The organism is Clostridium sp., from assembly GCF_050717515.1.
Lineage (GTDB): Bacteria > Bacillota > Clostridia > Clostridiales > Clostridiaceae > Clostridium_AD.
Genome location: NZ_JBOITL010000031.1, coordinates 57,251 through 83,301, shown reverse-complemented (window position 1 = coordinate 83,301; position 26,051 = coordinate 57,251). Strand labels below are relative to the sequence as shown.

General features: G+C 31.0%; 24 protein-coding genes. 20 read left to right on the top strand and 4 right to left on the bottom strand.

Translation table 11 applies throughout. The features are described 5' to 3' along the window. The first annotated feature begins 8 nt into the window (after positions 1-8). The 13 genes from ACREV6_RS15870 to ACREV6_RS15810 all read left to right on the top strand — a co-directional run bounded on the left by ACREV6_RS15870 (position 9) and on the right by ACREV6_RS15810 (position 12,841). Positions 9-3,524 (top strand): DUF4132 domain-containing protein, encoded by a 3,516-nt coding sequence (locus ACREV6_RS15870; protein WP_431579018.1) that lies wholly within the window; start codon positions 9-11, stop codon positions 3,522-3,524. Positions 3,525-3,618: 94 nt separating this feature from the next. Next, entirely contained in the window at positions 3,619-4,281 is a 663-nt protein-coding gene (locus ACREV6_RS15865) for a DUF1963 domain-containing protein (RefSeq protein WP_431579017.1), read from the top strand. Between the two features lie 35 nt (positions 4,282-4,316). Next, on the top strand, positions 4,317-4,895 hold the full coding sequence (locus ACREV6_RS15860; RefSeq protein ID WP_431579016.1) for a hypothetical protein: 579 nt from the start codon (positions 4,317-4,319) through the stop codon (positions 4,893-4,895). Positions 4,896-4,987: 92 nt separating this feature from the next. Then, positions 4,988-5,827, top strand: coding sequence for a tetratricopeptide repeat protein (locus ACREV6_RS15855; RefSeq protein ID WP_431579015.1), 840 nt, complete (start codon positions 4,988-4,990; stop codon positions 5,825-5,827). 102 nt (positions 5,828-5,929) lie between these two features. After that, complete coding sequence (locus ACREV6_RS15850; RefSeq protein ID WP_431579014.1) at positions 5,930-6,127, top strand: hypothetical protein; 198 nt, start codon at positions 5,930-5,932, stop codon at positions 6,125-6,127. After that, positions 6,121-6,615 (top strand): SMI1/KNR4 family protein, encoded by a 495-nt coding sequence (locus ACREV6_RS15845; protein ID WP_431579013.1) that lies wholly within the window; start codon positions 6,121-6,123, stop codon positions 6,613-6,615. Before ACREV6_RS15850 ends, ACREV6_RS15845 begins: the two co-directional genes overlap by 7 nt. A gap of 96 nt (positions 6,616-6,711) precedes the next feature. After that, a complete protein-coding gene (locus ACREV6_RS15840) occupies positions 6,712-6,987 on the top strand; it encodes an SMI1/KNR4 family protein (RefSeq protein ID WP_431579051.1) in 276 nt (91 codons plus the stop codon). A gap of 31 nt (positions 6,988-7,018) precedes the next feature. Then, entirely contained in the window at positions 7,019-7,588 is a 570-nt protein-coding gene (locus tag ACREV6_RS15835; protein WP_431579012.1) for a DUF4303 domain-containing protein, read from the top strand. Between the two features lie 98 nt (positions 7,589-7,686). Further along, positions 7,687-7,902, top strand: coding sequence for a hypothetical protein (locus ACREV6_RS15830; protein WP_431579011.1), 216 nt, complete (start codon positions 7,687-7,689; stop codon positions 7,900-7,902). 55 nt (positions 7,903-7,957) lie between these two features. Continuing rightward, positions 7,958-8,686, top strand: coding sequence for a hypothetical protein (locus ACREV6_RS15825; RefSeq protein ID WP_431579010.1), 729 nt, complete (start codon positions 7,958-7,960; stop codon positions 8,684-8,686). Between the two features lie 72 nt (positions 8,687-8,758). Beyond that, complete coding sequence (locus ACREV6_RS15820; RefSeq protein WP_431579009.1) at positions 8,759-9,313, top strand: SMI1/KNR4 family protein; 555 nt, start codon at positions 8,759-8,761, stop codon at positions 9,311-9,313. A gap of 114 nt (positions 9,314-9,427) precedes the next feature. Further along, entirely contained in the window at positions 9,428-10,810 is a 1,383-nt protein-coding gene (locus ACREV6_RS15815) for a hypothetical protein (protein ID WP_431579008.1), read from the top strand. A 6-nt stretch (positions 10,811-10,816) separates the two neighbouring features. Beyond that, positions 10,817-12,841, top strand: coding sequence for a DUF4132 domain-containing protein (locus ACREV6_RS15810; RefSeq protein ID WP_431579007.1), 2,025 nt, complete (start codon positions 10,817-10,819; stop codon positions 12,839-12,841). A 111-nt stretch (positions 12,842-12,952) separates the two neighbouring features. Here ACREV6_RS15810 and ACREV6_RS15805 read toward each other — a convergent pair whose 3' ends face one another. The 3 genes from ACREV6_RS15805 to ACREV6_RS15795 all read right to left on the bottom strand — a co-directional run bounded on the left by ACREV6_RS15805 (position 12,953) and on the right by ACREV6_RS15795 (position 16,103). Further along, the gene (locus tag ACREV6_RS15805) at positions 12,953-14,350 is read right to left on the bottom strand and encodes a DUF4317 domain-containing protein (RefSeq protein ID WP_431579006.1); all 1,398 of its coding nucleotides are present in this window, start codon (positions 14,348-14,350) and stop codon (positions 12,953-12,955) included. A gap of 249 nt (positions 14,351-14,599) precedes the next feature. Beyond that, entirely contained in the window at positions 14,600-15,538 is a 939-nt protein-coding gene (locus tag ACREV6_RS15800) for a DUF4367 domain-containing protein (RefSeq protein ID WP_431579005.1), read from the bottom strand. Beyond that, positions 15,531-16,103, bottom strand: a complete 573-nt coding sequence (locus ACREV6_RS15795) for an RNA polymerase sigma factor (protein WP_431579004.1) — start codon at positions 16,101-16,103, stop codon at positions 15,531-15,533. Before ACREV6_RS15795 ends, ACREV6_RS15800 begins: the two co-directional genes overlap by 8 nt. Before the next feature lie 476 nt (positions 16,104-16,579). Here ACREV6_RS15795 and hpdB point away from each other — a divergent pair, with 476 nt between their 5' ends. From hpdB to ACREV6_RS15760, 7 genes are all read left to right on the top strand, one after another. Beyond that, complete coding sequence (gene hpdB / locus ACREV6_RS15790; protein ID WP_431579003.1) at positions 16,580-19,297, top strand: 4-hydroxyphenylacetate decarboxylase large subunit; 2,718 nt, start codon at positions 16,580-16,582, stop codon at positions 19,295-19,297. 5 nt (positions 19,298-19,302) lie between these two features. Beyond that, positions 19,303-19,572, top strand: coding sequence for a 4-hydroxyphenylacetate decarboxylase small subunit (gene hpdC / locus ACREV6_RS15785; RefSeq protein ID WP_431579002.1), 270 nt, complete (start codon positions 19,303-19,305; stop codon positions 19,570-19,572). A 36-nt stretch (positions 19,573-19,608) separates the two neighbouring features. After that, on the top strand, positions 19,609-20,550 hold the full coding sequence (gene hpdA / locus ACREV6_RS15780; protein ID WP_431579001.1) for a 4-hydroxyphenylacetate decarboxylase activase: 942 nt from the start codon (positions 19,609-19,611) through the stop codon (positions 20,548-20,550). A 99-nt stretch (positions 20,551-20,649) separates the two neighbouring features. Next, positions 20,650-21,222, top strand: coding sequence for a TetR/AcrR family transcriptional regulator C-terminal domain-containing protein (locus ACREV6_RS15775; protein WP_431579000.1), 573 nt, complete (start codon positions 20,650-20,652; stop codon positions 21,220-21,222). A 142-nt stretch (positions 21,223-21,364) separates the two neighbouring features. Next, entirely contained in the window at positions 21,365-22,330 is a 966-nt protein-coding gene (locus ACREV6_RS15770; RefSeq protein WP_431578999.1) for a DUF5692 family protein, read from the top strand. 175 nt (positions 22,331-22,505) lie between these two features. Continuing rightward, the gene (locus tag ACREV6_RS15765) at positions 22,506-24,275 is read left to right on the top strand and encodes an oleate hydratase (protein WP_431578998.1); all 1,770 of its coding nucleotides are present in this window, start codon (positions 22,506-22,508) and stop codon (positions 24,273-24,275) included. Positions 24,276-24,437: 162 nt separating this feature from the next. Then, entirely contained in the window at positions 24,438-25,253 is an 816-nt protein-coding gene (locus ACREV6_RS15760; protein WP_431578997.1) for an alpha/beta fold hydrolase, read from the top strand. Between the two features lie 202 nt (positions 25,254-25,455). On the opposite strand, the gene ACREV6_RS15755 is transcribed toward ACREV6_RS15760, so the two are convergent. Further along, positions 25,456-26,013 carry a hypothetical protein gene (locus ACREV6_RS15755; protein WP_431578996.1) on the bottom strand — a complete coding sequence of 186 codons (558 nt, stop codon included), beginning with the start codon at positions 26,011-26,013 and terminating at the stop codon, positions 25,456-25,458. Positions 26,014-26,051: the final 38 nt, after the last annotated feature.

Here is a 26,051-nt window from a genome sequence, read left to right as displayed (position 1 = left end):
ATAGCGAAATGGGATTACAAAATCACTTAATAGAGAGAATAAGCAATGTGTTAGTAGAACTTGGACTGGCTGCTGAAGTTATTGATAGTTTTGAAGCATATATAGAAGGAAGCTTAGGAGAACAGGAGTTTTTTGAAAATCTCCCTAATATGGATATGGACAATTTAAAAGCTGATTTAGTAGAACAAATGGTGAGTACATATAGATCCTTAGATAAACATAAAGCCTATGATTATTGGTCTAAATATATTAAGATATTATTTCAAATGGGAAAAACATCTGTATTTTCAATAATAGATAAGACAACCTATTATTACGGAGATGAATATTTTAGAAAATTTTTAAAATATAATTTAAGTCCTTCCTTTGTCATAGCATATTATGCAAGCTGCAGTACCCGGCAAGAACGTGATTTAGACCGTGGATTTATTAAGTTTTATGATAGTATTTATGAGGAACATAAAGATGCATTTAAAGAAGCTTTTGATATTAGCAAAATAAATGAACAAACAATTATAGCAACTTATTTGGTTCAAAAGGGAAAAGATAAGGATCAAAAACTTTGTAGCTTTCTAGAAGAAGATATGATTGATTCAATAGAAGTTTTGTTTAGCAAGAAGATATCTTGCGAGGATGTAGAAGCTTTGGCCAAATATTTAAAAGGTGAAACTTCAAATTTAGAAGAAATAATAGAACTATTAAAAAATAATAACAGTTTAGTTTTAAATATTGATACATATGTTTTAAAATTCCTTATAGGGACTAGCTCTACCATATCTAATGAATCAGATATGGCAAATAGATTTATTAAATTTGCTATATTATTGGATTATGAAAAATCCTTTAATGGCGTGCATTCCTATCTTAAATATAATAGATATAATAAAATTATAAAACTTATGGAAAAACTTGAAATAAAAAAAGAATTATATATTGCATGGATGGGTAATAGAAATGTTCGATACAATGGTTATAATTTTGAAAAAGAGTTAAAAGAAGAACTGAATGAAAACAAAGAAGAGTTTAAAAAAGCAGTTACAATGTGTAGTGGTATTGATAAAGCTTATATGGCTTCACTTCTATTTCAAAAGGGAGAAGGTCTAGAATTTGCACGTGAAGTGGAAGATGTGTTTATTCATGAATTTTCTATAGCTATGGATGAATTAAGTGTTAAAAGAGATATTTATGAAAATTTTATTGAATATTTAAGAGGTAATACTTCTCTTGATAATATAAGTCAAACCTTACAAGGATTATTAGGAAAAAAAGAAATATATCTATATAACAATAAGCGTAATTTTTGTAAAGTTATGTTCTGGCTAAAAGGTATATCTTCTATGTTTGAAAAAGCTATGAAAATATTCATTGCTATAGGAAATCCGGATATATTAACATACATATACGATGATTATAAAAAATTCAAGGGTATAAAAATTGGAGATGAAGACTTAAATTCTTTTATAGAATTAATGGATAGTTATGGAGCTTCAATTATGAATTATACATCTTTCTTAGGTACATATGCTTTTGGTAATTATGTTAGACAAACAGTAAGTGATCAATCATCAAATATTATTGAAAAACTAATTGAAAAGGATGAAGAGCAGCTGATAAAAAATATACCTTATTGTCAGGCTGAAACTAGAGCAGGTCTTTTAGAAATATTGTATAAGAATTGTGATGAGTCTAAAGTTGCAAAAGTTATTATTGAGTACTTGGCGGATTCTTCAAAGAGTGTACGAGAAAAGGCTATAGAACTTTTAACTTTAAGTGAAAAAAATCATGAAATGGTCATAGAAAGTTTGAAGGCTAAAAAACAAGTAGTTAGAGAATCAGCAGTAAAAATACTTTCCAAAAGCAGTAATGAAAAAGTCATTGAAGCCTTAAATAAAGCTTTAGAAGTAGAAAAAACTGAAAAAATAAAAGCACTTTTAAGAGAAGCTTTAAATGTAGAAAGTGATTTGGAAGAAAATAATGAGAAACTAGATATTTTAGAGTACTGCAGAAAAGCTTTAAAGGGTAATAAAGCGGCAGGGTTGAAGTGGCTAGATTGCGATACGCTATCAAAGGTAAGACGTAAGGATAGTGAAAAAATTGCAGAGAATGAAATTATAAAATATATGCTTATATGTTATTCTTCCTGTATTGAAATAGGATTAAGTAGCGAAGCAAAGATGGTAAGTGAACTTTTAGATAGAAGAGATTTATCAAAACTTGCTTTAGAAGTTCTTGAAAGATGGCTTGACTGTGGTGCGGAGAGCAAGAAAAAATGGGTACTTCCTTTTGCATCTGTTTATGGAGATTATGATGTAATTAGCACACTAAAAAAGAATATAGAAGAATGGCCACAAAACTCAAGAGGGGCTATAGCTAGTGAGGCAGTAAAGGCTCTTGCCCTTAATGGAAGTAATGAAGCCTTAATAATAGTGGACAATATATCAAGGAAGTTTAAATTTAAGCAGGTGAAAAATGCTGCAAGTGAAGCACTTGAATTTGCTGCAAAGCAAATGGGTATAGATATGGAGGACCTTTCAGATAGAATAGTTCCAGACTTAGGTTTTGACATAAAAGGGGAAAGAGTTTTTGATTATGGTGATAGAAAGTTTATTGTAACACTTACACTAGAGCTTATATTAGAAGTACAAGATGAAAGCGGTAAAAAGTTTAAAAGCCTTCCAGCTCCAGGTAAAAAGGATGATGAAGAAAAGGCTACAGAAGCTTTTTCAGAATTTAAGAATCTAAAGAAGAAGCTCAAAACAGTAGTAAATATACAAGCTATCCGTTTAGAAATGGCACTATCTAGTAATAGAAAATGGACAAAAGAAGCATGGGTAAAGTTGTTTGCTCAAAACCCTATTATGAATCAATTTGCTATAGGTCTTGTATGGGGTGGTTATGAAGATAATATTTTAACTGATAGCTTTAGATATATGGAAGATGGCAGTTTTAATACTAAAGATGAAGATGAATATGAGCTAAAGGATGGAATGATAATAGGAATTGTTCATCCAATAGAGTTAGGTAGTGATGATATATGCCTATGGAAAGAACAGTTTGAAAGCTATGAAATTAAACAACCGCTTGAACAGTTAAATAGAGAAATATTTGTTGTTACGCAGGAAGAAAAAACTAATAAAAAGGTAGAACGTTTTGGAGGAATCATGTTAAATGGTTTATCTTTATTAGGTAAGTTAACTGGTTTTGGATGGAGTCGAGGATCAATTGAAGATGGCGGTTGTTATTATAATTTTTGCAGGGAATATAGTACTTTTAAAATAGATGTGGAGTTAAACTTTAGTGGTGTAGGTGTAGGCTATGAAAATGAAGAAGTAACAGTATATGATTTGACTTTTTATAAAGAAGGAACTGTCTCAAAATACGATTATACAAATAAAATATATGAGCAGAATGCTGTATCACCAGATGCACTTCCTAAAAGATTCTTTAGTGAAATTCTTTATCAAATAAATAAATTAGCATCATCAAAAACAGGAACTAATGAAAAGTGGAAGGAAGAGAAATAGTATAGAGATATGCCGAATTTTGTAAAGATGAAAAAAACTATTGGCCTATTAAGAGGTTAAGGTTAATAGGTCATAACTTATAGGGAGAAAATAAATGGTTAAAAAATATAATATAGATTTTATTGAAGAAAAGGAAAAAGTAAAAATACCAGTAACTAAATTTGGAGGACAACCACTTTGGATAGATAATGTTATGTGGCCTATTGATAAGGAAAATGGTGAAACTATGAGATTTATATGTCAAATAGAGCTTTATTCTGAAATTTTTGGTGATAATCAATTTAAAATGGCTTATTTATTTGCCGCTGAGGAATGGAATAATTATGTTCTTATATGTGAAGCAGCAGATGAAAAGGTGTTTACAAAAGAGATTGTTGATGGTCCAACCATATATAGAATGGTAAAGAAGAGAAAAAATGATGTGTTTTTAACTGAAGAAGAGTGCGAGTTTACAGTTAACTTGACTTTGGGAGAAGATTATAATTTTGTCCATCAAGAACCCTATTTTATAGGTGATGAACTTGTTTTTGAAGATAGTCCAGAAGACTATGATGAAGTATTAAATGGAAATAAAATAGGAGGTACACCGCTTTTCTTAAATTGTGATGAACTTCCAGAAGAAGATACATGGAAGTTGTTGTTACAATTAGATGCTACTACTCTCCCCTTTGAACTTAATTTTGGAGATGCTGGAATGGGATTTTTCTTTATAAATATGAAAGATGGCAGTTTGAAGTTTACTATAGAAAGTTGCTAATAAAAAATTAAAGAACTATAGAAAGGAAATAATTTATGAAAAATATCATTATGAATTTAAAACTCCCACAGGGAACAAAAGATTTTTTATGCAAAACAAAAATTGAAGAGGATGAATTTGAAGATATATATATTAAATTTTTTAATAAGGAACATGGATTTTTATGTGATGTGGTAGAGTGGACAAAGATAAATGATAGTACAGTAATGGATTTAAGTGAGAAGTTTGTATCAGAGTTTTTAAGAGAACTTGAAAAATTCAGATCATATTATGTTATTGCTGACAACTTAGATAGTGGTAATTTAATAGCTGTACAGGAATCAACAGGAGAAATTTATGAACTTGAACATGAGGTTATTGAAGAAGTTATAAAGTCTTTTATGAACTCTTCTTTTGCTCAAATGTATGAGAGTATGAAATATTTTAAGGAAATGAAAAGTAAAATTATTGAACTTAGAGAACAGGAAAACTTAGAGGAAATTGAATTACTATTTGAAAAGGCTGAAAAAGATCTTGTTTCAATAGATGGTAAAGTAGCTATTAACGATGATGAGTATAATTGTCAGTTTTGGAATGGAATGATAGAAAGCTATAGAGAATGGTGCTTAGATTAAAAAAATAGAAAAACAATGCGTATTTAAAATGGTTGCATGGAGAAAGTTACAGAATAATAGATTTTATGAATTAAAACATATGGAGGAAAATAATGAATAAAAACATAGATAGTCTAGTAGACGAAGGTCTAGAATTTTTAAATAGTGGGGATTATGAGAAAGCGGAGCCGTATTTTAAAGAAGTTATAGAGATAGATAATAATTATGCTCAGGCTTATTATTTTAGGGGATACTGTTATACGAAAATGAAAGAGTATCAAAAAGCTTTGACAGATTTGGAGATGTCTATAGAGTTAGATCCAAGTGATTGGAGAGCATGTTCTTTTAGAAATAAAAATATGTCTTTATTTAAAAGTAATAATTGCAAATCTAAATTAAGTGAAAATTTTAATATTGAGAACTTAAATATCAAAGTAGAGGATTTTGAAGTAAGTAATAACATAGGTTTAGCTAAATGCGGCATTGATGTTATACTTTGGGATAATTACACATCAACATCATTAGAAATAAGTCTTGAGGATGAGGATACCTTTGATAATAGTAAGATAGAAAATTACATTAATGAATTTAAAAAGCATATACTATGGCTTGAAAATAATAAGAAAGCAATTTCTGATGCACTTATTGAAGATGATATGATTGGGCTTGCAGAAGAGTGGGCTGAAAGTTCAGATGAAACAATAATTGATGGGGAAAAAGTATATGTACATGGTGATGATATTTTTAGGCTACCAATTAGTGAAGAGGAATTTTGCAAATCTTTATATTTTAATAGTATAGGAATAAGAATAGATGAGGATATGGAAATAATGGATTCAAGAATCATGATAGAAGCTTTTATAGATACAAATCCAGATTATTTTGCAGGTCATTCAATGGAAGTTACAGTAGCAGATGAATATAAAATATCAATTAACGGATTAGCTGGATAAATGGAAGATATATCTTAATAATAAGAAGGCTGAAAATACAGGTGAGAATATGAAGAAAGAATTGGAAATGAAATTAGAAAAAATAATGTTACGAGGTGGAAAATGTTTGAAGAAGAAAAGGAAGTTATAAAACAATATTTTAAAATTTTAAGTAAAAATCACCCAGAAAAGTTTGAAATAGAAGAAATGTTTGATGATGATGGAGAACCTATTGTTCCAGAAAACATGAAGGATAGTAATGATACGATTTGTTGTGATCTGATAAAGAAGAAAAATATAAAATTGGAGTGTAGATGGTGACTAGCATTAAAGAATTTATAAAGTGGGCTAAAATGAATTACTGGGATATAGTGGAGAATGAAAATGGCACTGTGAATTTATGTAATGAAGCAACAGGAAAATATAAAGTAATACCATATGAATATCTTAAATTTCTTAAGCAAATAAAGCAATGTATATCTTCTAGTGAAAAAAGCTGGTTCCTATGTGAAGAAGAATACAATGGAGGAGCAGATATTGAATTTAAATGGAATGAATTCGAAAATTTAAGTTTAGAAGCTGCAAAAGATGATGTTGAATGGAAAAGCGAAATACAAAAGTGGTGGGATAGATACTTTCCAATATTGATGTCTGTAGATAATGGATATTCTTTTTATGCCATAGATATGGAAAGTGAAAAAGGCCTAATAGTTTATGGCTCTGAACCAGAATTTGAAGAGGTAGACATAGTTGCAGATAATTTTATGGAATTTCTAGAGATGATAGTAAATAAGGAAATAGAGATATAATCTAACAATGTAATTTTTAAGTATAATCAGGGTCTTGATTTACTTCAACTATGGAAGAGTATTTAATCATGATGGACAACCTGCTGTAAGTTTGTAATACAGAAAATTATGCCGATAAAATATAGTAACAAAGGCAGAGATATATTAGAAAAGTACATAAAAGATTTTAGAGAAGATGTGATTTTACTAGAATGGCTAATACCTTTTGCATATGATCCTGGTGGCGACCTTTTCTGTTTTAGTATAAATACTGAGGATAATGGTTCAATTTATTATTGGAGCCATGAGTATGATCTTGATGAAGATCCAGAAGATTATGTAATAAAAATATCGCAGTCTATGAATAATTTTATTAGTAATCTAAGCGAATAAAACAATATAAAGTTGACGGAGGATAAATTGAATGAAATCAGAATTTAATTTTCAAAAATTTAAAGAGAAGGTTATTTTAGCTACAAAGAAAGCTTTTTTAGAAATTATGGACGAATACAAAGATTCTATAGTATATGCGTTCTCACTAACTTGTGATTCAGCTGTTAGATCTATAGGGGTTGTAGCAAATACAAAAGAAGCATTAGATGAAAAAACAGAAGATGAAGAAGATAGGTATTATTATAAATTTTGTGAACAAGAATGGGAAATATGGAATGCTGCAGATAATGAATTTCAAGAAATTGGAAATAGTTTAGTGGAATTTCAAGAAAATAATAAAGATAAAATAAGTGATTCAGAAACATGCATATATACAGAATTTTTTGATGAATTTACAGAAAAGATTTTTGATATATGCGTACAAGCTTTAATAGAAATAAAAGATGAGAATTTTTTTGAAGATAAGTGTAAGGAAAGTATTATAATTAATTTTATGGTACCGGAGTATTTAGATGAAGATTATTCTATAGAAATTTTTAGTAAACTGAATAATGGGATAGTAGTGGAAGAATATAAGCAGCATATAGAAGAGTTTATGTAGTGTATAAGAAAAGTTCAAAGGTTAGAAGTTAGGTAAATCAACCTTTGTAAAATTACTTAAGTTACTATTATTATATTAAGGCTAGGAGATGATTTTTTATGCTTAAAATTAGTAAGGATGGAGAAGAAGTTTATTGGGATCCAATTCTTGATTTAAAAAAACTTGTAGATACAATTGAAGCAGGTAGTATTGATGCTTCTGAAGATGAAATACATTTTCAAGTTGGCAGTGAGGTATGTGGTGGACTGTTACTTTGTGCTACTTATGGAACGATATATGAAGACAATAAGTTAGAAGTTACACATAATTGTTAGGTATCAGGAATGTCGTTAAAATTAATTTGTTAGATTAAAGAGGTTAGGGGTTAAAATGAATGAATTAGAAGTAATAGAATATTGGAAATCTCTTATTAAAGATGAAGAATTTATAAATATTTGGGAAGAAATTCTAGAAGAAAATGACCAATTAAGAAAAGTTCCAGAAGGTTTTTTCAGCATGTTTAGACCAAATGGAACTGGACTTAACAAGGTTTTTAAGGTGATAAATAAAGGTGATGAAATTTTAAAAAGAGTTTTAGAAATATATGAAGCAACTTCTGAAGAGTATGATGGTAGGGATTGGTATTTTGTTGTTAGAAAACCTAAAATAACTTCAAAAGATAATATTGAAAGCACTGCTAAAGAGTTTCTTTATAACGTAATAGAGATGGCAAAATCTTTAGATGATGAATATTTTTATAAGTTTATAAATAATCCACCTAGAATTCAAGTTATAGAAGGTACTTGTCCAAAGAAGGTTACAGATGAATATAGTGAATTTGACTTTGATATTGGAGTGTATGAGTTAATGCATAATTATATGGATGAGATTGTAGGGGAAGAAAGTAATGCTGTATTATTTAGAGAACCATTATATCAAATGGCATGCAGATATGAAATTGTATATTATGTTTTATGGCCCTTATACAAAAATGAAAGTGAAATTGAAGACCCTTTTAAGCCATTTATAGAGCTATGGAAGGTAAACGCAAAGTATAGCTTTGATATAGAAAATAATATTTTGAATATATGGATTCCATGGAAGGACGAGATAGGTTAGTAAATGTTTGAATTGGCAGAGGGATATTAATATATTTTTTACAATTAACTAAAAAAGAGGAGTTGAAGCAATATGGAGAAGATATTAGAGACATTAGATTCTAATTTAATAAAGGTAAGACCTGATTTTTACTCGAATCTTAATAATCCGTTGAAAGAAAGTGAAATTAAGAGTTTAGAAGAAAAGTTTAACTTTACTATTCCAGATGACTTAAAGAAACTTTATCAATGGAAGAATGGACAAAGTGATGATTGTTATGATTCCTTTGTGAATAATTCCACGTTTATGCCATTAGAAGATGCATTGGATTCAGCCAAAGAGTCAACCTCAATGATTGGTTTGGATTTTGATGTTGATAATTGGTGGAATGAAAATTGGATACCAATATTTCATAATGGTGGTGGAGACCATATTTGTTATGATATAAGTGGAATTTTTACAGGGCAAAAGGGCCAATTAATTGAGTTTTGGCATGCAGATAATGATAGAAATGTTATTGCTCCAAATCTTAAAGCTTTTATTGAAGCTATAAATGAATTTTATAAAACAAAAGAAATAAAAGACTTTGATGAATATTTTGAAATTGAGAAAATAAAAGGCTTTCCTAAAAATTTTTATGTTGAATAAATATTGTATTTTTATAAAATAATTATTCAATTGAGGGGAGTTTTAATTTGAATAACTTTGTGTATGGGAGTATTGGAGAAGATAATCATCGGATAAAAATAAGGAGTGAAATATATGGATGAACTATTAAATTTACTGCAAGTTAATCTTTGCGATTGTACGTTAAACGATGAAGAGGTAAGGGGAATTAAGGACTATATTGAAAATGGTAGTTCCTTAGAACTTAGTAAAACTCATAAGTATAATATAGAAAAAGCCCTTAGAAGTGATTACAATATCAGAGAAAAATTATGGGGATTATTAGATGAATTTATGGATAAAGAAGATGTTTTTAAAAGGATTTTAAATGTATTTTTTGCTATAGGTCAGGAAAGCTTTTTCAAAATATTATATAACAGATTTTATTCTGTTGGTAAAATTTTAGATTATTTAAAATACATGGATAACAAAGAAAGATTTTTAGTTTGGATTATAAAAGATTATTCAAGTCATTCATTTTGTTTAGATTATGTGAGTCAAATAATTACAGCTTCTGAAGAATTAATAAATGAAGATAAGTTAATACTCTCAAAAGCTTTTTTAATATCAGAGGATATTTTTGTAAAATTAGTACTAGCTATTATAGCGGTCAAAAATTCTTGTGATTTACCTGAAGATGGAGAAAAATTCATAAAATTGTATCTTAATGATATTGAATATGTAAATAAACAATTAAAAAACAAACAGATAATTTTAGTTCAGTTTTTATATTATGCTCACAGTAAAAATGAAGAATTTGTACATATTATTACAAATATAGTTAATGGCAGTACTAACAGGAGAAGCATATTTGATGAATGGGTAGGATTTATTGGTATATATGATGCTGAGGCTAATATTTATGATATTGTAGAAGCCTTTAACATTGATAAGAGACTATATGTGATTAGATTAATAAACTTATATATTAGAGATGAAAATAAGAAAGTGCTTAAAGAGATAAATGAAAGGATAAAAGAAATACCATTAGTTTTCAGAGAAAGTCTAGAGGTTATTAATAAAAGTAATATTGAAGATGTGGAAAGGCTTACACTTGCTTCTTTTATTTATAATTATTCAAAAGAAAATGAGGATTTAAAAAGAACCAAGCAATATATTGGGAAAATTTTAAGAGGTTATATAGATGTTTCTAGAGATTCTGATATGGTATCACAATTAGAAAAATCTAAGGTTTTACAATATGTGTTAGAAGGAAAAAATGAAGATTGTATAAATGAATATGCTGCCAAAACTTTAGGTGTAGCAGATGGAGGACATTTAGGGGCTTATAATGCTTTTTGTTTTAAATTAATTTATTTTACAAATGAAACTAGGGACATTATATATAGATTTTTAGAGTTTGGGCTTAAAGCAGAAAAATATTCTTTATCAGCTTCTATTATAGATAAAATAATAGAAAGTCAGTCTATAAGTTATATAAGTTTTGCTAAAGGACTTACAGCTGTAGATATAAGTTAAAAACATTTGATTTTAACAGCAGATAGGGCTTTAAATGCATATAATTTTAAAAATAAATCAAAGGTTGTAGAATATTTAGGTAGATTATGCTTAGAGGAGAATATAGAACTTATAAATAATATAGAGAGATTAAATATCAACGTTAAAGAAATAGTACTTGAAAAACTATTTAATGTAAATAATGAAAAATACGCTCCTATTCTTATTAATTATTTATCTGATAGTTCTAAAGTTATAAGAGACAGGATGGTAACTCTTCTTAGTTCTTATGAAGGCTGTAAAAAAGAAGTATTAAGTGAGTTAAAGAGCAAAAAATTAGCAGTGAGGGAAGCTGCTACTAGGATTCTTAAAAACTTCGATATGAGAGATTCAGCTAAAGAGCTTCAAAAATTTGCAGACTTAGAAAAGAAAGAAAATGTTAAAGTGTTACTATTAAATATTATAAATGCAGATTATTTGGATAATGAAACACTTGAAACTGCTGAAAGTATAAGTATGTATTGTACTGAAAGATTGAAAAAAACCACTTATACTGCTCCAGCCTGGATTCCAGTAAGCATGCTTCAAAATATAAGATATGAGGATGGAAACTTAGTATCAAAAGATGTAATAATTTATTTGATAAGTAAATACTCTTTAGAAAATGTTGTGGAAAGAAATAAAGTAGCAGAAAAGGTCATTGAAAAATGCAATGTGCATGATTTAGATCAACTTGGAAATGAATTTTTAAATCTTTGGATCAATAACGATGCAGATACAAAGCAGAAGTGGATATTATCTTTAATTTCAGCAGTAGGGGGCTTTAATGTTGTTAATGCATTGAAAACTCAAATAGATATATGGTCTAAAAATTCAAGAGGTGCTATTGCCTGTGATGCCATAAAAGCTTTGGCGTTAAGTGGAAGTGATGAGTGTTTAATAATAATAGATACAATAGCAAGGAAATTTAAGCATAAACAGATTAAAAAGGCGGCAGAGGAGGCGTTTATTTTTGCGGCTCAAATGCTTAATTTAACAGAGGAAGAACTGGCGGATAAAATAGTACCAGATTTAGATTTTAATAAAAGGGGAGAAAGGATATTTGACTTTGGAAGTAGAAGTTTTACAGTGATTTTAGATTTGGATTTCTCTTTAAAAATCATAGATAATAATGGAAAGATAATTAAAACTTTACCAAAACCAAAACCAAATAAATCTGATGATGAGTTAAAAGCTAAAGAAGCATCAAAAGAGTTTAAGAATCTTAAAAAACAAATTAAAACTGTAGTTTCTACTCAAACTTTAAGATTGGAAATGGCACTGTCCGTAAGTAGAATCTGGAAGAAAAAAGATTGGGAAAACCTATTTGTAAAAAATCCTATTATGCATAAATTTTCTCTTGGATTAGTGTGGGGAGTATATGTTAAAGGAGAATTAAAGGATACTTTTAGATACATGGAAGATGGTACTTTTAATAGGAAGGATGAAGAAGAATATGAACTTTTAGAAGATTATCTTATAGGACTTGTACATCCTTTGGAAATGGACAAAGACACATTAAATACTTGGATTCAGCAATTTGAAGATTATGAAATAGTACAACCTTTCCTTCAGCTACGCAGAAAAGTTTATCAGGTAAATGAGAAAGAGAAGGAAATAAAATTTGTAGAACGTTTTGCGGGTATAAAAATTAATGGACTTTCATTGGTAGGTAAGCTTACTAAAATGGGTTGGTATAGAGGCAGTGTGCAAGATGGTGGGGGGTACTATCAGTTCTATAAGGAAGATGAAAAAATAGGTATTGGCGCAGAACTTTCTTTTGAGTGGCTTGGTATTGGTTGTGAAAATGAAGAAACCACTATTTATGAGTTAACTTTCTATAGAGCGAGTACAGTTGAAAGAGGAAGTTATGTTTATGATGAAATAAGTGAGGAAAATATTATTGTTCCATCAAAAGTGTCAGAAAGATTTTTTAGTGAAATACTTTATGATGTAGATAGAGCTTTAGAAGCTAAAACTGGGTTTATTGCTAATTGGAAGCTGGGTCGATAGAAATTAAGAAGCGGTACATTTGCTGTTCTAATTTATAAAAAAAGATTGGAAAGAGCCTGCCATTTATAGAAGATGGCAGGCTCTTTCCAAAATGTTGTTAAATTATATAAGTTAAATCAAATTATCTAAGCCATTAACCGTAGCTTGTTCATTGTCATTAATAGGAATAATTATGCATCTTTGGCCATCAATTATTTGAGATTTTATTTGAGGTATTTTTTCGGGTTTTACTTGAAGTATAACATCATAATGAGGGGTAGTTTTATTATCTTCTGAAAATGCATCTGGAACTTTCTCTAAATTGATTTTTGAAATTTCTTCTAGATTAGTTTCTAAAGTTTCTTCTAAATCCGTGGATAAAGCTTCTTCTAAAATCACACTATCATCACTAACTTCTGTAGACAGGTGAGTTTCATTATCTATAGCATTCTCTTGTTTAATTTCGTAAAGTCTAGCTTGAAGCATTTCTACTTGTTTGTGAAGGCGTTCTTCCTTTTTTCTTTGCGAATTTTCCTTAAGAGTCTTTGGGTCAATTAAATTTTTTGCTAAGGGAACATCATCACCAAAGCTTTCTATATAGGATTTTTCAATCTTAGCAGTGATTTCCACCGGAACTTCACTTTCTATTAAAAGATTTTGTATATCCTTCTTTGTTAATATTATAGGTTCACAATCTGTATCATCATATAGAGTGTTGTATTCTTCTATCATAGTGTTTAGGTTATCTTGTATATCATTAAAAATTTTATCAGCTTTTTTTTCATCGGAGCTAAAAGAATCTTTAATAATTGATTGGAAGGTTTCTTTTTGCACTGTGGCAGTTTGTTTTGAGAGGCACCCTAAAGCATTTTCCATTAATTCAGTATGTGTATCCTTTGCATTTTTTGTGTAATACATAATAGAGTTAACGTCTGAGCTACGATCAATAAAAGCAGGAAACACAAATCCATTAGTTGGGTACTCAACCACCCAATCTCTAATACGTGCTTTTATTTCATTTTGCTGCTCAAAGTATCTAAGACCAGGCTCTGAAAGTGAAACAGGACATATTGCACATAACACATATTCATATACTTCTTCAGACTCGTCTATCCGTACATTATCTTTGGTTTTGGCAATAACATCATAAACATCATGAAAAAAGAGTATTAAAAAATTGCCAGTGTAATCATAATTATCTATAATCAAATTATAAAAAGTATCAAGAAGAGCATCATCTTTTAATTGACTGGTTTTAAGTTGCATAAGAGAAATTTGCCTTTCATTTATAAAATCTTCATTAGTTTCAAAGTTAAGTTCTAAAATATTATTCCCCATAGTTCCAGACAGTACTTTTTTAGCAATTTCTAAGTATTTAAAGTATTCCTCATCATCTAAATTTAGAAAGCTTTCTCTAAATTTTAAAATAGTATGTTTTTCTCCATTAACATAGCAGCCACAGATTTTAGTGAAGGTACATTCTTCTTTTTTAAAGCGTCTTTTTAACTCAAGTATATCTTTTTTTCTCATATATAAACTCCTCAAATTATAGACAAACCTTGCGTAAATTTATAGCTGAAATGGCTTGTCTTTAGTATTTTTTATTTGTAGTTATAATTAATATATTATCATTATTAATTATAGTATCTTTTTTACTTTAAATAAAGGTTTTATAAATACTAAGAGCCATTATTTATCAGTAAATCAAAAAACAAAGAGTGTATTTTATCCCTAAACAGGGAATGAAATACACTCTTTATCGAAAAAATATTTTATGTTTTATTTCATGGACTCTATTATTTTTGAAACCTCCTTCATATCCATAGAAGGTGTTTTGTCCTCACTACTATTTTTAAAATTTAAATATAATTGGTAAGTTATACCTTCTGACTCCCAAAAAGCACAATTAGTTGATAAAATTACTTTTTTTCCATCAATGGATGTTTCACTAACCTTGTCAGTGGATGCTACACCACAGGTTGCTTCTTTTGTGCTAGAGGCTAAGAGGATGATTGTATCTCCTAATGAATTGCCATACACTACATTAACTCCTGCTCCCTTAAACGAGGTGGTTGCATTTTTAAAAGCATAACCTTGTGGCAGGTAATTAGGAAGCTTACTATTGCTGTTAGCGACTTCCTTAACTTCTTCTAAAGTAAGAGATTTTTCATTACTTGAAGTATTCTCTTCTGTTAAAATAACAAATTCATGTTCTCCATTTGCTAAGTCTTTTACTCCAGTTCCAGTAATCTTTTTGCCCTCTGCAGTGTAGAAGGTTTTATTTTCCCCATATATTGCCTCTTTTCCGTCCTTATCAAATAGTTTGCCTTTAAAACCTTCTTGCATGCTTTTTAACATTTTCTCATCGCTTGCAGTATTAACATCTTTAGCTTCATTATTATTGGCATATTGTGTTATTTCAGTATGACCTACTTGAAAATGTGCAATGATTGAGGCTAGGGTTCCACTGGCATAAGCAGCAGATCCTCCCGAAATAAATATTACCAATGCTAAACCTACAATTGTAGCAGGTCTAAAAATTTTCTTTTTCATATATAACCCATCCTTTTCTATATAATTTGATTTTATTGTTCCTGTTTCTATTTTATATTTTAAGCGATTTAAAATTATATCCTCATGTTCACTGCTGTTAACATCTACATTTATAAGCAAATCTTCAAGCTGCTTAAGTTCATTCATATCTGATTTTTTATTCATATTTAAAACCTCCACGAACTAAATTTTTTTGCAATTTTTTTAGGCTACGGCAAAGAATAACACTGACATTTGATTCACTTAATCCCATTAACTTTGCAATTTCCGTATTTTTGAGTTCAGCTCCATATTTCAATGAAACTATAGCACGATCCCTTTCGCTAAGATGAGCTAAAGCTCCAAATAAATATGAGTTATTTTCTTCTATGAGAATCAGTTCATCAGGAGATGGTTTTGAAGATACTATGTCAATTATATAATCCAGTGAAAAATGAAATCCTCGTTTGTTCTTTCGATAATAGTCTGTTATAGTATTTTTTGCTATGGCAAAAATCCAGCCTTCAAAAGTCATCTTATTTCTAGAAAAACTGCTATATTTTGCAATAATCCTTTCAAAAACTTGACTACATAATTCCTCCGCCATATGTTGGTCATCAATTCGATAACAAATATATTTAAATACACGCTTATAATAGGCCTTGTATATCTCTGTAAATTCACAAACCGTGGTCTCAGTGGAGTTTATTTTATTTTTGTCTTCATATATATTAACATTCACCGTTTCCATTCCCATTTCCCTTTCATGAATTTATTTTCTAGGCATATAATTTAATTATATGTTCTAAAGCTATTACAGCCTAGAATAAACTGCGCAATTTATTTTGTATCGTAATTACACTAGTTAAGACGAAAAAAATATAAAACTACTACACATTTTTCAATCTTTTTCAAAAACTTTTATAAAACAAAAAAAATATAACAAAACTTATAGTATAAAGTGGGTACCATCAGTAAAATGCATACTCTGGTTTCATACATTATAAACCTATTTAAGACTCGCTTTTAACAAATTATACTTACTTGGAAAGTAAATTCAAAGTATGGCTTTGATATAGAAGATTTTTTGAACATTACATTTATGGATAAATTGTGTTATAACATATATAGACATATATTTAACTTTGGAATATTAAAAGCAAATTTATAATTTATTTTTATAATTATATTAGTTTACAATAAGCACGTTAAAAGGGGGAGAATTTAATGGCAATAAAAACAAAATTAGCTGATATTTTGGCTGAAAAAGGAATACCTATCAATAACCAATTTGGTGGAAAAGCACCAGAAGGTATGATGGGTCGTGAAATAAAAATGCAGCCAAGTCCTAGAGCTAAGAGACTTAGGGATATCTATTATGACACATTATCATCTGCTAATACAGAATTTCCTTATTGGTATAGTAGAAGATGGAATGAACTAGAGGGAGAAGTAGATGTTGTTAGAAGAGCAGAATCCCTTAAATGTGCATTTTCACATTTAACACCAAATATAATACCAGGTGAAAAGTTAGTTATGCAAAAAACTAATAATTATAGAGGCTCTTTTCCCATGCCTTGGCTTTCAGAAGGTTTTTTTGTTGCGAAAGAAGACGAGCTTTATAAGGCAGCATTAGAAAGCGGAAGTGGTAGTGCGGGAGAACTTAGTAAATTTGGTACAGGTGGTGGAAACGTTACCGATAACTTTGGTAAGGTAGTATCAATAGCTGGTAAGTTTGGAATGAGGCAGGAAGAAATACCTGCATTAATTACACTTGCTAAAGAATGGGTTGGACGTTCTGTTGATGACCTGGGTCATAAATATGAACAAATGGTACCAGGGTATAATATAAAAGAAAATATTATGAAGTCATTAATCTGCATGTTTGACTCAGGATTTACATTACCACAAGGTAGAGAAGTTATAAATTATTATTATCCTCTTGAGTATGGGTTTGATAATTTAATTGATATGGCGGAGGAGTTAAAGGCAAATGTAGCTGGAAATGCTGATGGTGATGGGATCATAGGTATGGATCGTCTATATTTTTATGAATCTGTTAAACTAATTATAGAAGGAATTCAAAACTGGATATTAAATTATGCAAAGCATGCAAGAGGTTTAGTGGAAAGTTGCGGTGATGAAAAACAAAAGCAAGAATATATTGAAATAGCTGAATGCTTGGAATGGATTGCACATAAACAGCCGCGTACATTCAGAGAAGCAATTCAATTAACGTATATAATTCATATAGCAGTAGTTAATGAGGATGCTATTTCAGGAATGTCACTTGGACGACTTGGTCAAATATTATATCCATGGTTCCAGCAAGATATTGAGGAAGGAAGAACAACTGAAAGTGAAGTGCTAGAGCTTCTTGAACTTCACAGAGTTAAATTTACAACTATAGATTGTTTTGCCTCCACTGGGGTTGTAGGAGGGGTTCTTTCAGGCAATACCTTTAACAATTTAACCTTAGGTGGACTTAAGAAAGATGGTAGCTCAGCCGTAAATAGATTGGAATATTTAATTGTTCAAGCTGGTATAACTTGTGCCACTCCACAGCCGACCTTGTCCTGTTTATATGATGAAAAGTTACCAGAAGAATTCTTATTAAAATGTATTGAATGTGATAAAACCGGTACAGGCTATCCTGCTTGGGTGAATAATCGTGGTGCAATAGAATTCATGATGAATCAGTATGGAGAAGAAGGAATGACTATTAAGGAGGCAAGGTCTGTTGCAATAGGAGGATGCCTTGAAACATCACCTTGCAGTTGGAAAGATCTCACTTTAAATGGTAAAACCTATAGTGTTTCTGGGGGCGCAGGACAACCTACTTCAGTTGGTGTTCATTTTATTGCTAATCCAAAGATTTTAGAGCTTGTGCTTACAAATGGAAGAGATAATAGAATAGGTTTACAAGTATATCCAGCACATAATAAGAAACTTGAAACTTATGAAGAACTTTTACAACAATTTAAAGATTACTATGCATTAACTTGTGATGTACTTGCTAAAACTAATAATATTCAGCATGATATTTGGCGTAAGAAGAACATGGCTATATTCAATTCCATGTTAAAACCTAACTGTTTGGATAAGGGACAGCATATTGGTAATTTAGGTTATAAGTATAATGCAACATACAATATTGAAAGTTGTGGAACTATTAATTGTGTAAACAGTTTAGCCGCATTGAAAAAGCTCGTATATGAAGAGAAAAAATATACTATTGAGGAAATGACAGAAGCAATGATTGATAACTTTGGGTTTAAGACAGCTAGTGAGGTGGGTAGTTATTCACTTACAGATCAAGAGAAAAGAGATATAAATACTAAATATGATAATATGTATGGAGATTGTCTGCTTGCTCCTAAATATGGGAACGATGATGCTTTTGTTGATAATATATTAAAATATTATGAAGAATGGTTCTGTAATATGACCCATAATTATGAGTCCTTATATGCGAAAAAAATGTACGCTTGCCAAATTTCTGTTTCAACTCATGGTGCACAAGGAGCAGCGACCCTGGCCACTCCAGATGGGCGTTTAGCTGGCACAACCTATGCAGATGGTTCTATGTCCGCATACCCTGGAACAGATAAAAATGGTCCTTATGCATTATTTAAATCGGCTACGATTTGGGATCATAGTATGTCCCAAAATTCCCAGATGAATCTAAAAATTCATCCAAGTGCTATAAAAGGTATTGAAGGATCAAAGAAGCTTCTTGACCTAACTCGTTCTTATATGAGAGAAGGTGGGTACCATATTCAGTATAACATTGTAGATTCTAAGGTTTTAAAAGATGCGCAGGGAATACCTGAAAACTATAGAGACTTAATGGTACGTGTTGCTGGATTTACACAATACTGGTGTGAAATAGGTAAGCCTATACAAGATGAAGTTATTGCAAGAACTGAATATGAGGGGGTTTAATTAAAATGGCAAATGAGAGTATGAAGCATAATGATTGTGTAAATTTTTCGCCAATTGATGTAGCAAAGGGTATTTGTAGATTATCAAATCAAATGGTATTTATAGATGCGTCAGTTTGTGAAAATTTTAGTGAGGTTAGTAAATGTAACAACTGTTTAAGCTTTAAAAACCCTAATAAAGATAATATTGGAACATGCACCGGATTAAAAAAACAATCTTGGACCTATGGAGAGTTAAATGCAGTAACCTGCGAAGGTTACAAAGTAAATAAATAGAATTCAAATTACGTATTGAAAGTCGGGGTAACTATTATGGAGGAGAATAAAGGAACTATTTTTGATATACAAAGTTACTGCGTACATGATGGTCCTGGGTGCAGAACAACTTGTTTTATGAGTGGGTGTTTTTTAAAGTGTGAGTGGTGTGCTAATCCTGAAAGTTGGACTAATAAGGAAAAGATCATGTTTTCACAAACAAAATGTAAACATGAAAAGGGCTGCATTAGATGCGAAGAAGCTTGTAATAACAAAGCCATTAGTTTTGATCAGCAGCAGAAATTAATATTAAACTGGGAAGTATGTAGAGAATGTACTACTTTTGAATGTGCTAAGGTATGCTATAACCAGGCATTAAGAGTTTGTGGCAAGCACTATACTGTAACAGATTTATTAAAAGTTTTAAATAGAGATAGACAATTTTGGGGGAGTAATGGTGGAGTTACTTTTAGTGGAGGGGATCCTCTCTGCCAAAACGAATTTTTAATAGCAACTTTAAAAAAATGCAAAGAAGCATATATTCACACTGCTATTGAAACATCAGCTTTCATAGATACTAATATATTTTTGGAAACTATGAAATATATAGATTTTGCTTTTATAGATGTAAAGCATATGAATAGAGATAAGCATAAAGAGAAAACAGGTGTTTATAATGATTTAATACTTAAAAATATAGAGGCCCTTGTTAATTCAGGGTGGGCAGGAAGATTAGTGCTTCGAATGCCTGTAATTCATGATTTTAATGATACGCAGGATAATGCTATTGAGACAGTAAGTTTTATGAAAAAACTAGGAATTTTCGAAATTAATCTTTTACCATTTCATAGAATGGGAGATTCAAAATGGAATCAGCTTGGTAAAAATTATGCTTATAGTAAAGAAGAAGCAACGAATGAGGAAAAAATGAGCAAGCTTCAAGATTTATATTTAGATAATGGAATAGCATGCTATGTTGGAAGTGAGACAATTTTTTAAAATGGTTGATAGTAATACTAGGGCTAATAGTATTACTGAATTGGAAGAAGAAAGATGATATGAAAAGTGATTTTATCTTTTGTATTAAAGGAGAAGTTTATGAAAAAGAATGCTAAAACTGCAATAATTAACTCATTTAAACAATTAATAACCCAAAAATCTATAGACAAGCTTACAGTAAAGGAAATTTGTGAACATTGCAATGTAAACAGGCAAACTTTTTATAATCACTTTACTGATATCGTGGACGTCTTTAAATTTATATTTTTTGAGGAATTATCAAAAGATATTGCTCAAAACAGAACCTTTGAAACCTGGGGAGGCGGCTTCCTGGCTACAATGAATTATTTGAAGAAAAACTCGAAAATGATTCTACATGTATATAACTCTTCTTATTGCTGTGAGTTTAGTACCTACTTTACAAATCTTTCTATGAGATTATTGGATGATGTGGTAGATGAGTGTGTTGAAAAAACGCCAGTAAAATTAAAGGATAAAGATCATGTTTTCATCGTTAATTTTTATAGACATGTGTTTAATGGGCTGATTATAGACTGGGTAAGTGAAGGTATGGAAGAGGAACCAGAAATTATCCTTAAAAAGCTCTTGATCATGATAACCGGAAGTATTCCTCGTTCTGTTCTTGCATTTGAAGAACAAATAATAGAATAACTATTTTAGATAAGTGAAAGTGTACAAAATAGACACTTTCACTTTTTTGTCTATTGAAAAGAGAGTGACAAAAATTATACAATAGGTATATAAAGCACTAGGTATGTGAAATACTAGGTGCTTATATTAAGGGGGGTATAATATGTTTAATTTTAACTATGCCGACGGGGCATCATTATTAAGTGTATGGGGTGTTTGGATAATTATTTTTGTAGCACTCTTTGGCTTTAATGAAGTAGCTCGTAGATATAAGTATGTTGGACTTTTCAGTTTCGTTATTTTACCAATAGCACTTTCAATAGTGTGGTTTACGGTGTTAAGGGATACCACTTATACAGACTGGTTCCATTTAGCAAAGGTATATTCTGCTACAGCTGGATGTATAGGTTTTTGGTGCATCAGACATGTTAAAGGGAAAAATAAATCCACAGGTAAAGAGTGGAGATTATCTGATAAGAAATGGGTATTATGTTTTCCAGCACTTATCCTTGCTATCAACATTATGGAAGCAGTAACACGTGATTTTCAGATTGGTATTCAATATCACGGTGGCGGAACTTTAGCAGATGAAGCCATGTATGTAATTGGTGGTTCATGGAATTTTATGAATGGTATAGCAGGTATTTTGAACATTATAACTATAACGGGATTCCTTGGAATTTGTATAAAAAAACACACTAATAAAGATGGCAGCAAAGATATGCTATGGTTTTGGATTATAGCCTATGATTTATGGAATTTTGCTTATACATATAACTGTCTACCAGGACATGCTTGGTATTGCGGTTTGGCGCTGCTTCTAGCACCAACACTTTGTGCATTTACACTGGGAAAAGGAGCATGGTTACAGCATCGTGCTCAAACATTGGCCATATGGTGTATGTTTGCACAGACATTCCCAGCATTTATTGATAAGGGTGCTTTTGCTGTTGCATCGACCTACAATGAAGGGGCACTATTTGCATTTAGCTTCATAGCACTAGCTGTAAATATAGCAGTATTTGTTTACATGATTTACAAAGTAGTTAAGACAAAGAGAAATCCTTACCTTGGCGAACTTTATACAGATTTGAAAGAATTTAAGAAAATTAAAGCACTTGCAGAATAGATATCAATAATATAATTTTTCAAGTAAAAGACTAGCGTTATTATGCTAGTCTTTTTATTTGTAAAAAGTCAGAATCTTTATTCATACCTAGACAAATTGGCTTTATTGTCTATTGTGATGTTGCAAAAACTTTCTTATAATCGAATTATAAAGAAGATTGAGGGAGGTATTTAAAATGTATTATAGCAATGGAAATTATGAAGCATTTGCACGTCCTTTAAAACCAGTTGATGTAGACAAAAAATCTGCTTACCTAGTTGGAGCTGGACTCGGGTCATTGGCAGCTGCATGTTTTTTAGTACGTGATGGTCAAATGAAAGGTGAGAATATTCACATTCTTGAAGAACTTAGTATTGCTGGTGGAGCTTGCGATGGTATTAATGATAGTCAAAAGGGCTTTATCATTCGTGGTGGTCGTGAAATGGAAAATCACTTTGAATGCTTGTGGGATTTGTTCCGTTCTATTCCTTCTATTGAGACGGAAGACGTTTCTGTTTTAGATGAGTTTTATTGGCTTAATAAAGAAGATCCAAATTATTCTTTGCAGAGAGTAACAGTGAATAAAGGTGAGGACGCTCATACCGATGGAAAATTCGGACTAAGTGATAAAGCTTCTATGGAACTTGTTAAGCTATTTATGTCTCGTGATGAAGATTTGTATGATAAGAAGATTTCTGATGTGTTCTCAGAGGAACTTATTAATTCTAACTTCTGGCTTTATTGGAGAACCATGTTTGCTTTCAGAGATTGGCATAGTGCATTGGAAATGAAGCTTTACCTTCAGAGATTTATTCATCACATTGGGGGCCTTCCAGATTTATCTGCTTTGAAGTTTACAAAGTACAATCAATATGAGTCATTAATTTTACCAATGGTAAAATATCTTGAAGCTCATGGCGTTAAGTTCCAATATGATACGGTGGTAACAAATGTTATTTTTGATATTAAAAACGGCAAAAAGCTTGCTAAGGAAATTGTTTATAAACATAAGGACAAGGAAGAAACTATAGAACTTACTAAAAATGATTTAGTATTTGTTACTAATGGAAGTTGTACAGAAAATTCTACCCTAGGTGATCAAAACCACGCACCAACCTTCGATGGATCTATAGGCGGTTGTTGGCAGCTTTGGAGAAATATTGCCAAACAAGACCCAGCTTTCGGTCATCCTGATAAATTCTGTACAAGTACAGAAGAAACATTCTGGGAATCTTCTACAATTACCACACTTGATGACAGAATTCCTCCATATATTGAGAAAATTTGCAAACGTGATCCATTTAGCGGAAAGGTTGTTTCCGGTGGTATCATTACTGCAAAAGACTCAAATTGGCTTATGAGCTATACTGTAAATAGACAACCTCACTTTAAAGATCAACCAAAAGATAAGCTAGTAGTTTGGGTATATGGTCTATTTTCCGAGATTCCAGGAAATTATATTAAGAAACCAATGAGAGAATGTACAGGAGTGGAAATTACCGAAGAATGGCTTTACCATATGGGTGTGCCTGAATCTGAGATTCATGATATGGCTACAAAATCTGCAATCTCTATCCCATGCATGATGCCGTATATTACAGCATTCTTTATGCCAAGAGCAGAAGGCGACAGACCTAAGGTTGTGCCTGAGGGCTGCGAGAACTTTGCTTTCATTGGTCAGTTTGCTGACACACCTCGTGACACAGTGTTTACAACCGAGTATTCAGTTAGAACAGCTATGGAGGCAGTTTATACATTACTAGACATAGATCGTGGTGTTCCAGAGGTATTTAATTCATGCTATGATGTCCGTCAACTCTTAGATTCTACAGTAAAAATGATGGATGGCAAAAAAATTACTGAATTGAACCTCCCATTTATGGCAAAATTTATGAATGAGAAAACAATGAAGCTGATTTCTGGAACAGTTATTGGAGGGTTATTGAAAAGGTATAAAATGATTTAAAGCAATATAAATACAGAGGTAAGTTATAGCAGTCGACTAATTTGTTTTTAGTCGGCTGTTGTACATGGCATAGATTTCTCTTGTTAAATAGAAATAATTAACAAAATTATCTCCAACAGAATAGTATATTAATGTAAGATTATTATTTATGGGGGTATTTGAGTGGGATATTATATTAGAGTAGATGGGAATGTAAAGATTTATGTAGAGGATGTAAACCCCAAGGGTGACAAAACAATATTGTTTCTTCATGGTTGGCCCGGAAGTCATAAATTATTTGAATATCAGTTTAATCAACTTCCAAAGATGGGATACAGGTGTATTGGTATAGATCAGAGGGGATTTGGCGAATCAGATAAGCCGTTTGAAGGCTATGATTATGATAGATTATCAGACGATGTCCGAGGGGTTGTAGATGCTCTTAAATTAAAGAATTTTACACTAGCAGGACATTCCACAGGAGGAGCGATTGCTATTAGATACATGGCAAGGCACAATGAATACGGAGTATCTAAATTAGCTCTTTTTGCAGCAGCTGCACCTAGTCTTATAAAGCGACCATATTTTCCTTATGGCTTGCCAGAGCAAGCTGTCAAAGATATTATAAAGGAAACATATAATGATCGCCCTAAAATGCTTAGGGGGTTTGGTGACATATTCTTCTTTCAGCATATAACTGAGGCATTCTCAGATTGGATCTTTCAATTAGGGCTACAAGCAGCGGGTTGGGCTACTGCGGCAACTTCCAACACTTGGTTAGATGAAGAGGGCTTGTTTTCTGATCTTGGTAAAATAAGCGTTCCAACTTTAATTATTCACGGTATTCATGATAAAGTCTGCCTCTTCCCATTAGGTCAGGCACAAAATCAGGGCATTAAAAATTCTAAGCTTGTACCTTTTGAATTCAGTGGGCACGCTTCATTCTATGATGAGAAAGAAAGATTTAACAGAGAACTGGCTTTATTTATTGAAGGGTAAATGATGGGTTGGGTACTTTATTTTTATAATATGAAAGTCCTTTAAATATAACGGATAGGTATTTACTGCCTATCCGTTATTACCTGTTAAGTATAATTATTATGCTTGTTTTTTCGTCAAGAAGGGATACTAACTATTACTTAATTCATTTGTAAGCCATAGGATGACTGTGTTTACTTCATCATATTATCATCCGTTAATCCTAATATCCATGATTGAATCTTCTTCTCCTTCTTCTTCTTCTTCCAAGTAAATCTCTGATAAACAGTACTCTAATTAAATCCTCAATTGGACCTCGCCTGCCTAGTCCGAGTATTTGTCTCATATCATTATTATCATTTCGATAATCGTCATCTTTATGGTGCTCTTCGTACTTGTCACATATTTCTTTACACATATGATCCATTTCTTCCTTACTAGGGCAATACATGGTGCCATGTATGGACTCCAGCATATCACAATGATGCTTTACCATGGGATGTATCATCATATAAATCTTAGGATACATGTTTTTTAAATCTTTATCATCTTCATCATATTCATCATCTTCATCATAGATAGGCATACACATCATGGGCATACACATCATAGGCATATGCATCATAGGCATATTCGTCATGGACATATTCTTCATAGGCATATACATCATAGGCATATCTGTCATAGGCATATTCGTCATGGGTATATCCTTCATAGGCATATCATTCATGGGAATATTCTGTCCAAGATTTTCATAATCTTTACTACGGTAGGTGTACATAAGTACCTCCAAAATAATATTCACCATTTATACTATTC

Coding starts and splice junctions, on each gene's coding strand:
- ACREV6_RS15870 (WP_431579018.1), top strand. CDS start 9: ATGGGATTACAAAATCACTTAATAGAGAGAATAAGCAATGTGTTAGTA.
- ACREV6_RS15865 (WP_431579017.1), top strand. CDS start 3,619: ATGGTTAAAAAATATAATATAGATTTTATTGAAGAAAAGGAAAAAGTA.
- ACREV6_RS15860 (WP_431579016.1), top strand. CDS start 4,317: ATGAAAAATATCATTATGAATTTAAAACTCCCACAGGGAACAAAAGAT.
- ACREV6_RS15855 (WP_431579015.1), top strand. CDS start 4,988: ATGAATAAAAACATAGATAGTCTAGTAGACGAAGGTCTAGAATTTTTA.
- ACREV6_RS15850 (WP_431579014.1), top strand. CDS start 5,930: ATGTTTGAAGAAGAAAAGGAAGTTATAAAACAATATTTTAAAATTTTA.
- ACREV6_RS15845 (WP_431579013.1), top strand. CDS start 6,121: ATGGTGACTAGCATTAAAGAATTTATAAAGTGGGCTAAAATGAATTAC.
- ACREV6_RS15835 (WP_431579012.1), top strand. CDS start 7,019: ATGAAATCAGAATTTAATTTTCAAAAATTTAAAGAGAAGGTTATTTTA.
- ACREV6_RS15830 (WP_431579011.1), top strand. CDS start 7,687: ATGCTTAAAATTAGTAAGGATGGAGAAGAAGTTTATTGGGATCCAATT.
- ACREV6_RS15825 (WP_431579010.1), top strand. CDS start 7,958: ATGAATGAATTAGAAGTAATAGAATATTGGAAATCTCTTATTAAAGAT.
- ACREV6_RS15820 (WP_431579009.1), top strand. CDS start 8,759: ATGGAGAAGATATTAGAGACATTAGATTCTAATTTAATAAAGGTAAGA.
- ACREV6_RS15815 (WP_431579008.1), top strand. CDS start 9,428: ATGGATGAACTATTAAATTTACTGCAAGTTAATCTTTGCGATTGTACG.
- ACREV6_RS15805 (WP_431579006.1), bottom strand. CDS start 14,350: ATGAGAAAAAAAGATATACTTGAGTTAAAAAGACGCTTTAAAAAAGAA.
- ACREV6_RS15800 (WP_431579005.1), bottom strand. CDS start 15,538: ATGAATAAAAAATCAGATATGAATGAACTTAAGCAGCTTGAAGATTTG.
- ACREV6_RS15795 (WP_431579004.1), bottom strand. CDS start 16,103: ATGGAAACGGTGAATGTTAATATATATGAAGACAAAAATAAAATAAAC.
- hpdB (WP_431579003.1), top strand. CDS start 16,580: ATGGCAATAAAAACAAAATTAGCTGATATTTTGGCTGAAAAAGGAATA.
- hpdC (WP_431579002.1), top strand. CDS start 19,303: ATGGCAAATGAGAGTATGAAGCATAATGATTGTGTAAATTTTTCGCCA.
- hpdA (WP_431579001.1), top strand. CDS start 19,609: ATGGAGGAGAATAAAGGAACTATTTTTGATATACAAAGTTACTGCGTA.
- ACREV6_RS15775 (WP_431579000.1), top strand. CDS start 20,650: ATGAAAAAGAATGCTAAAACTGCAATAATTAACTCATTTAAACAATTA.
- ACREV6_RS15770 (WP_431578999.1), top strand. CDS start 21,365: ATGTTTAATTTTAACTATGCCGACGGGGCATCATTATTAAGTGTATGG.
- ACREV6_RS15765 (WP_431578998.1), top strand. CDS start 22,506: ATGTATTATAGCAATGGAAATTATGAAGCATTTGCACGTCCTTTAAAA.
- ACREV6_RS15755 (WP_431578996.1), bottom strand. CDS start 26,013: ATGTACACCTACCGTAGTAAAGATTATGAAAATCTTGGACAGAATATT.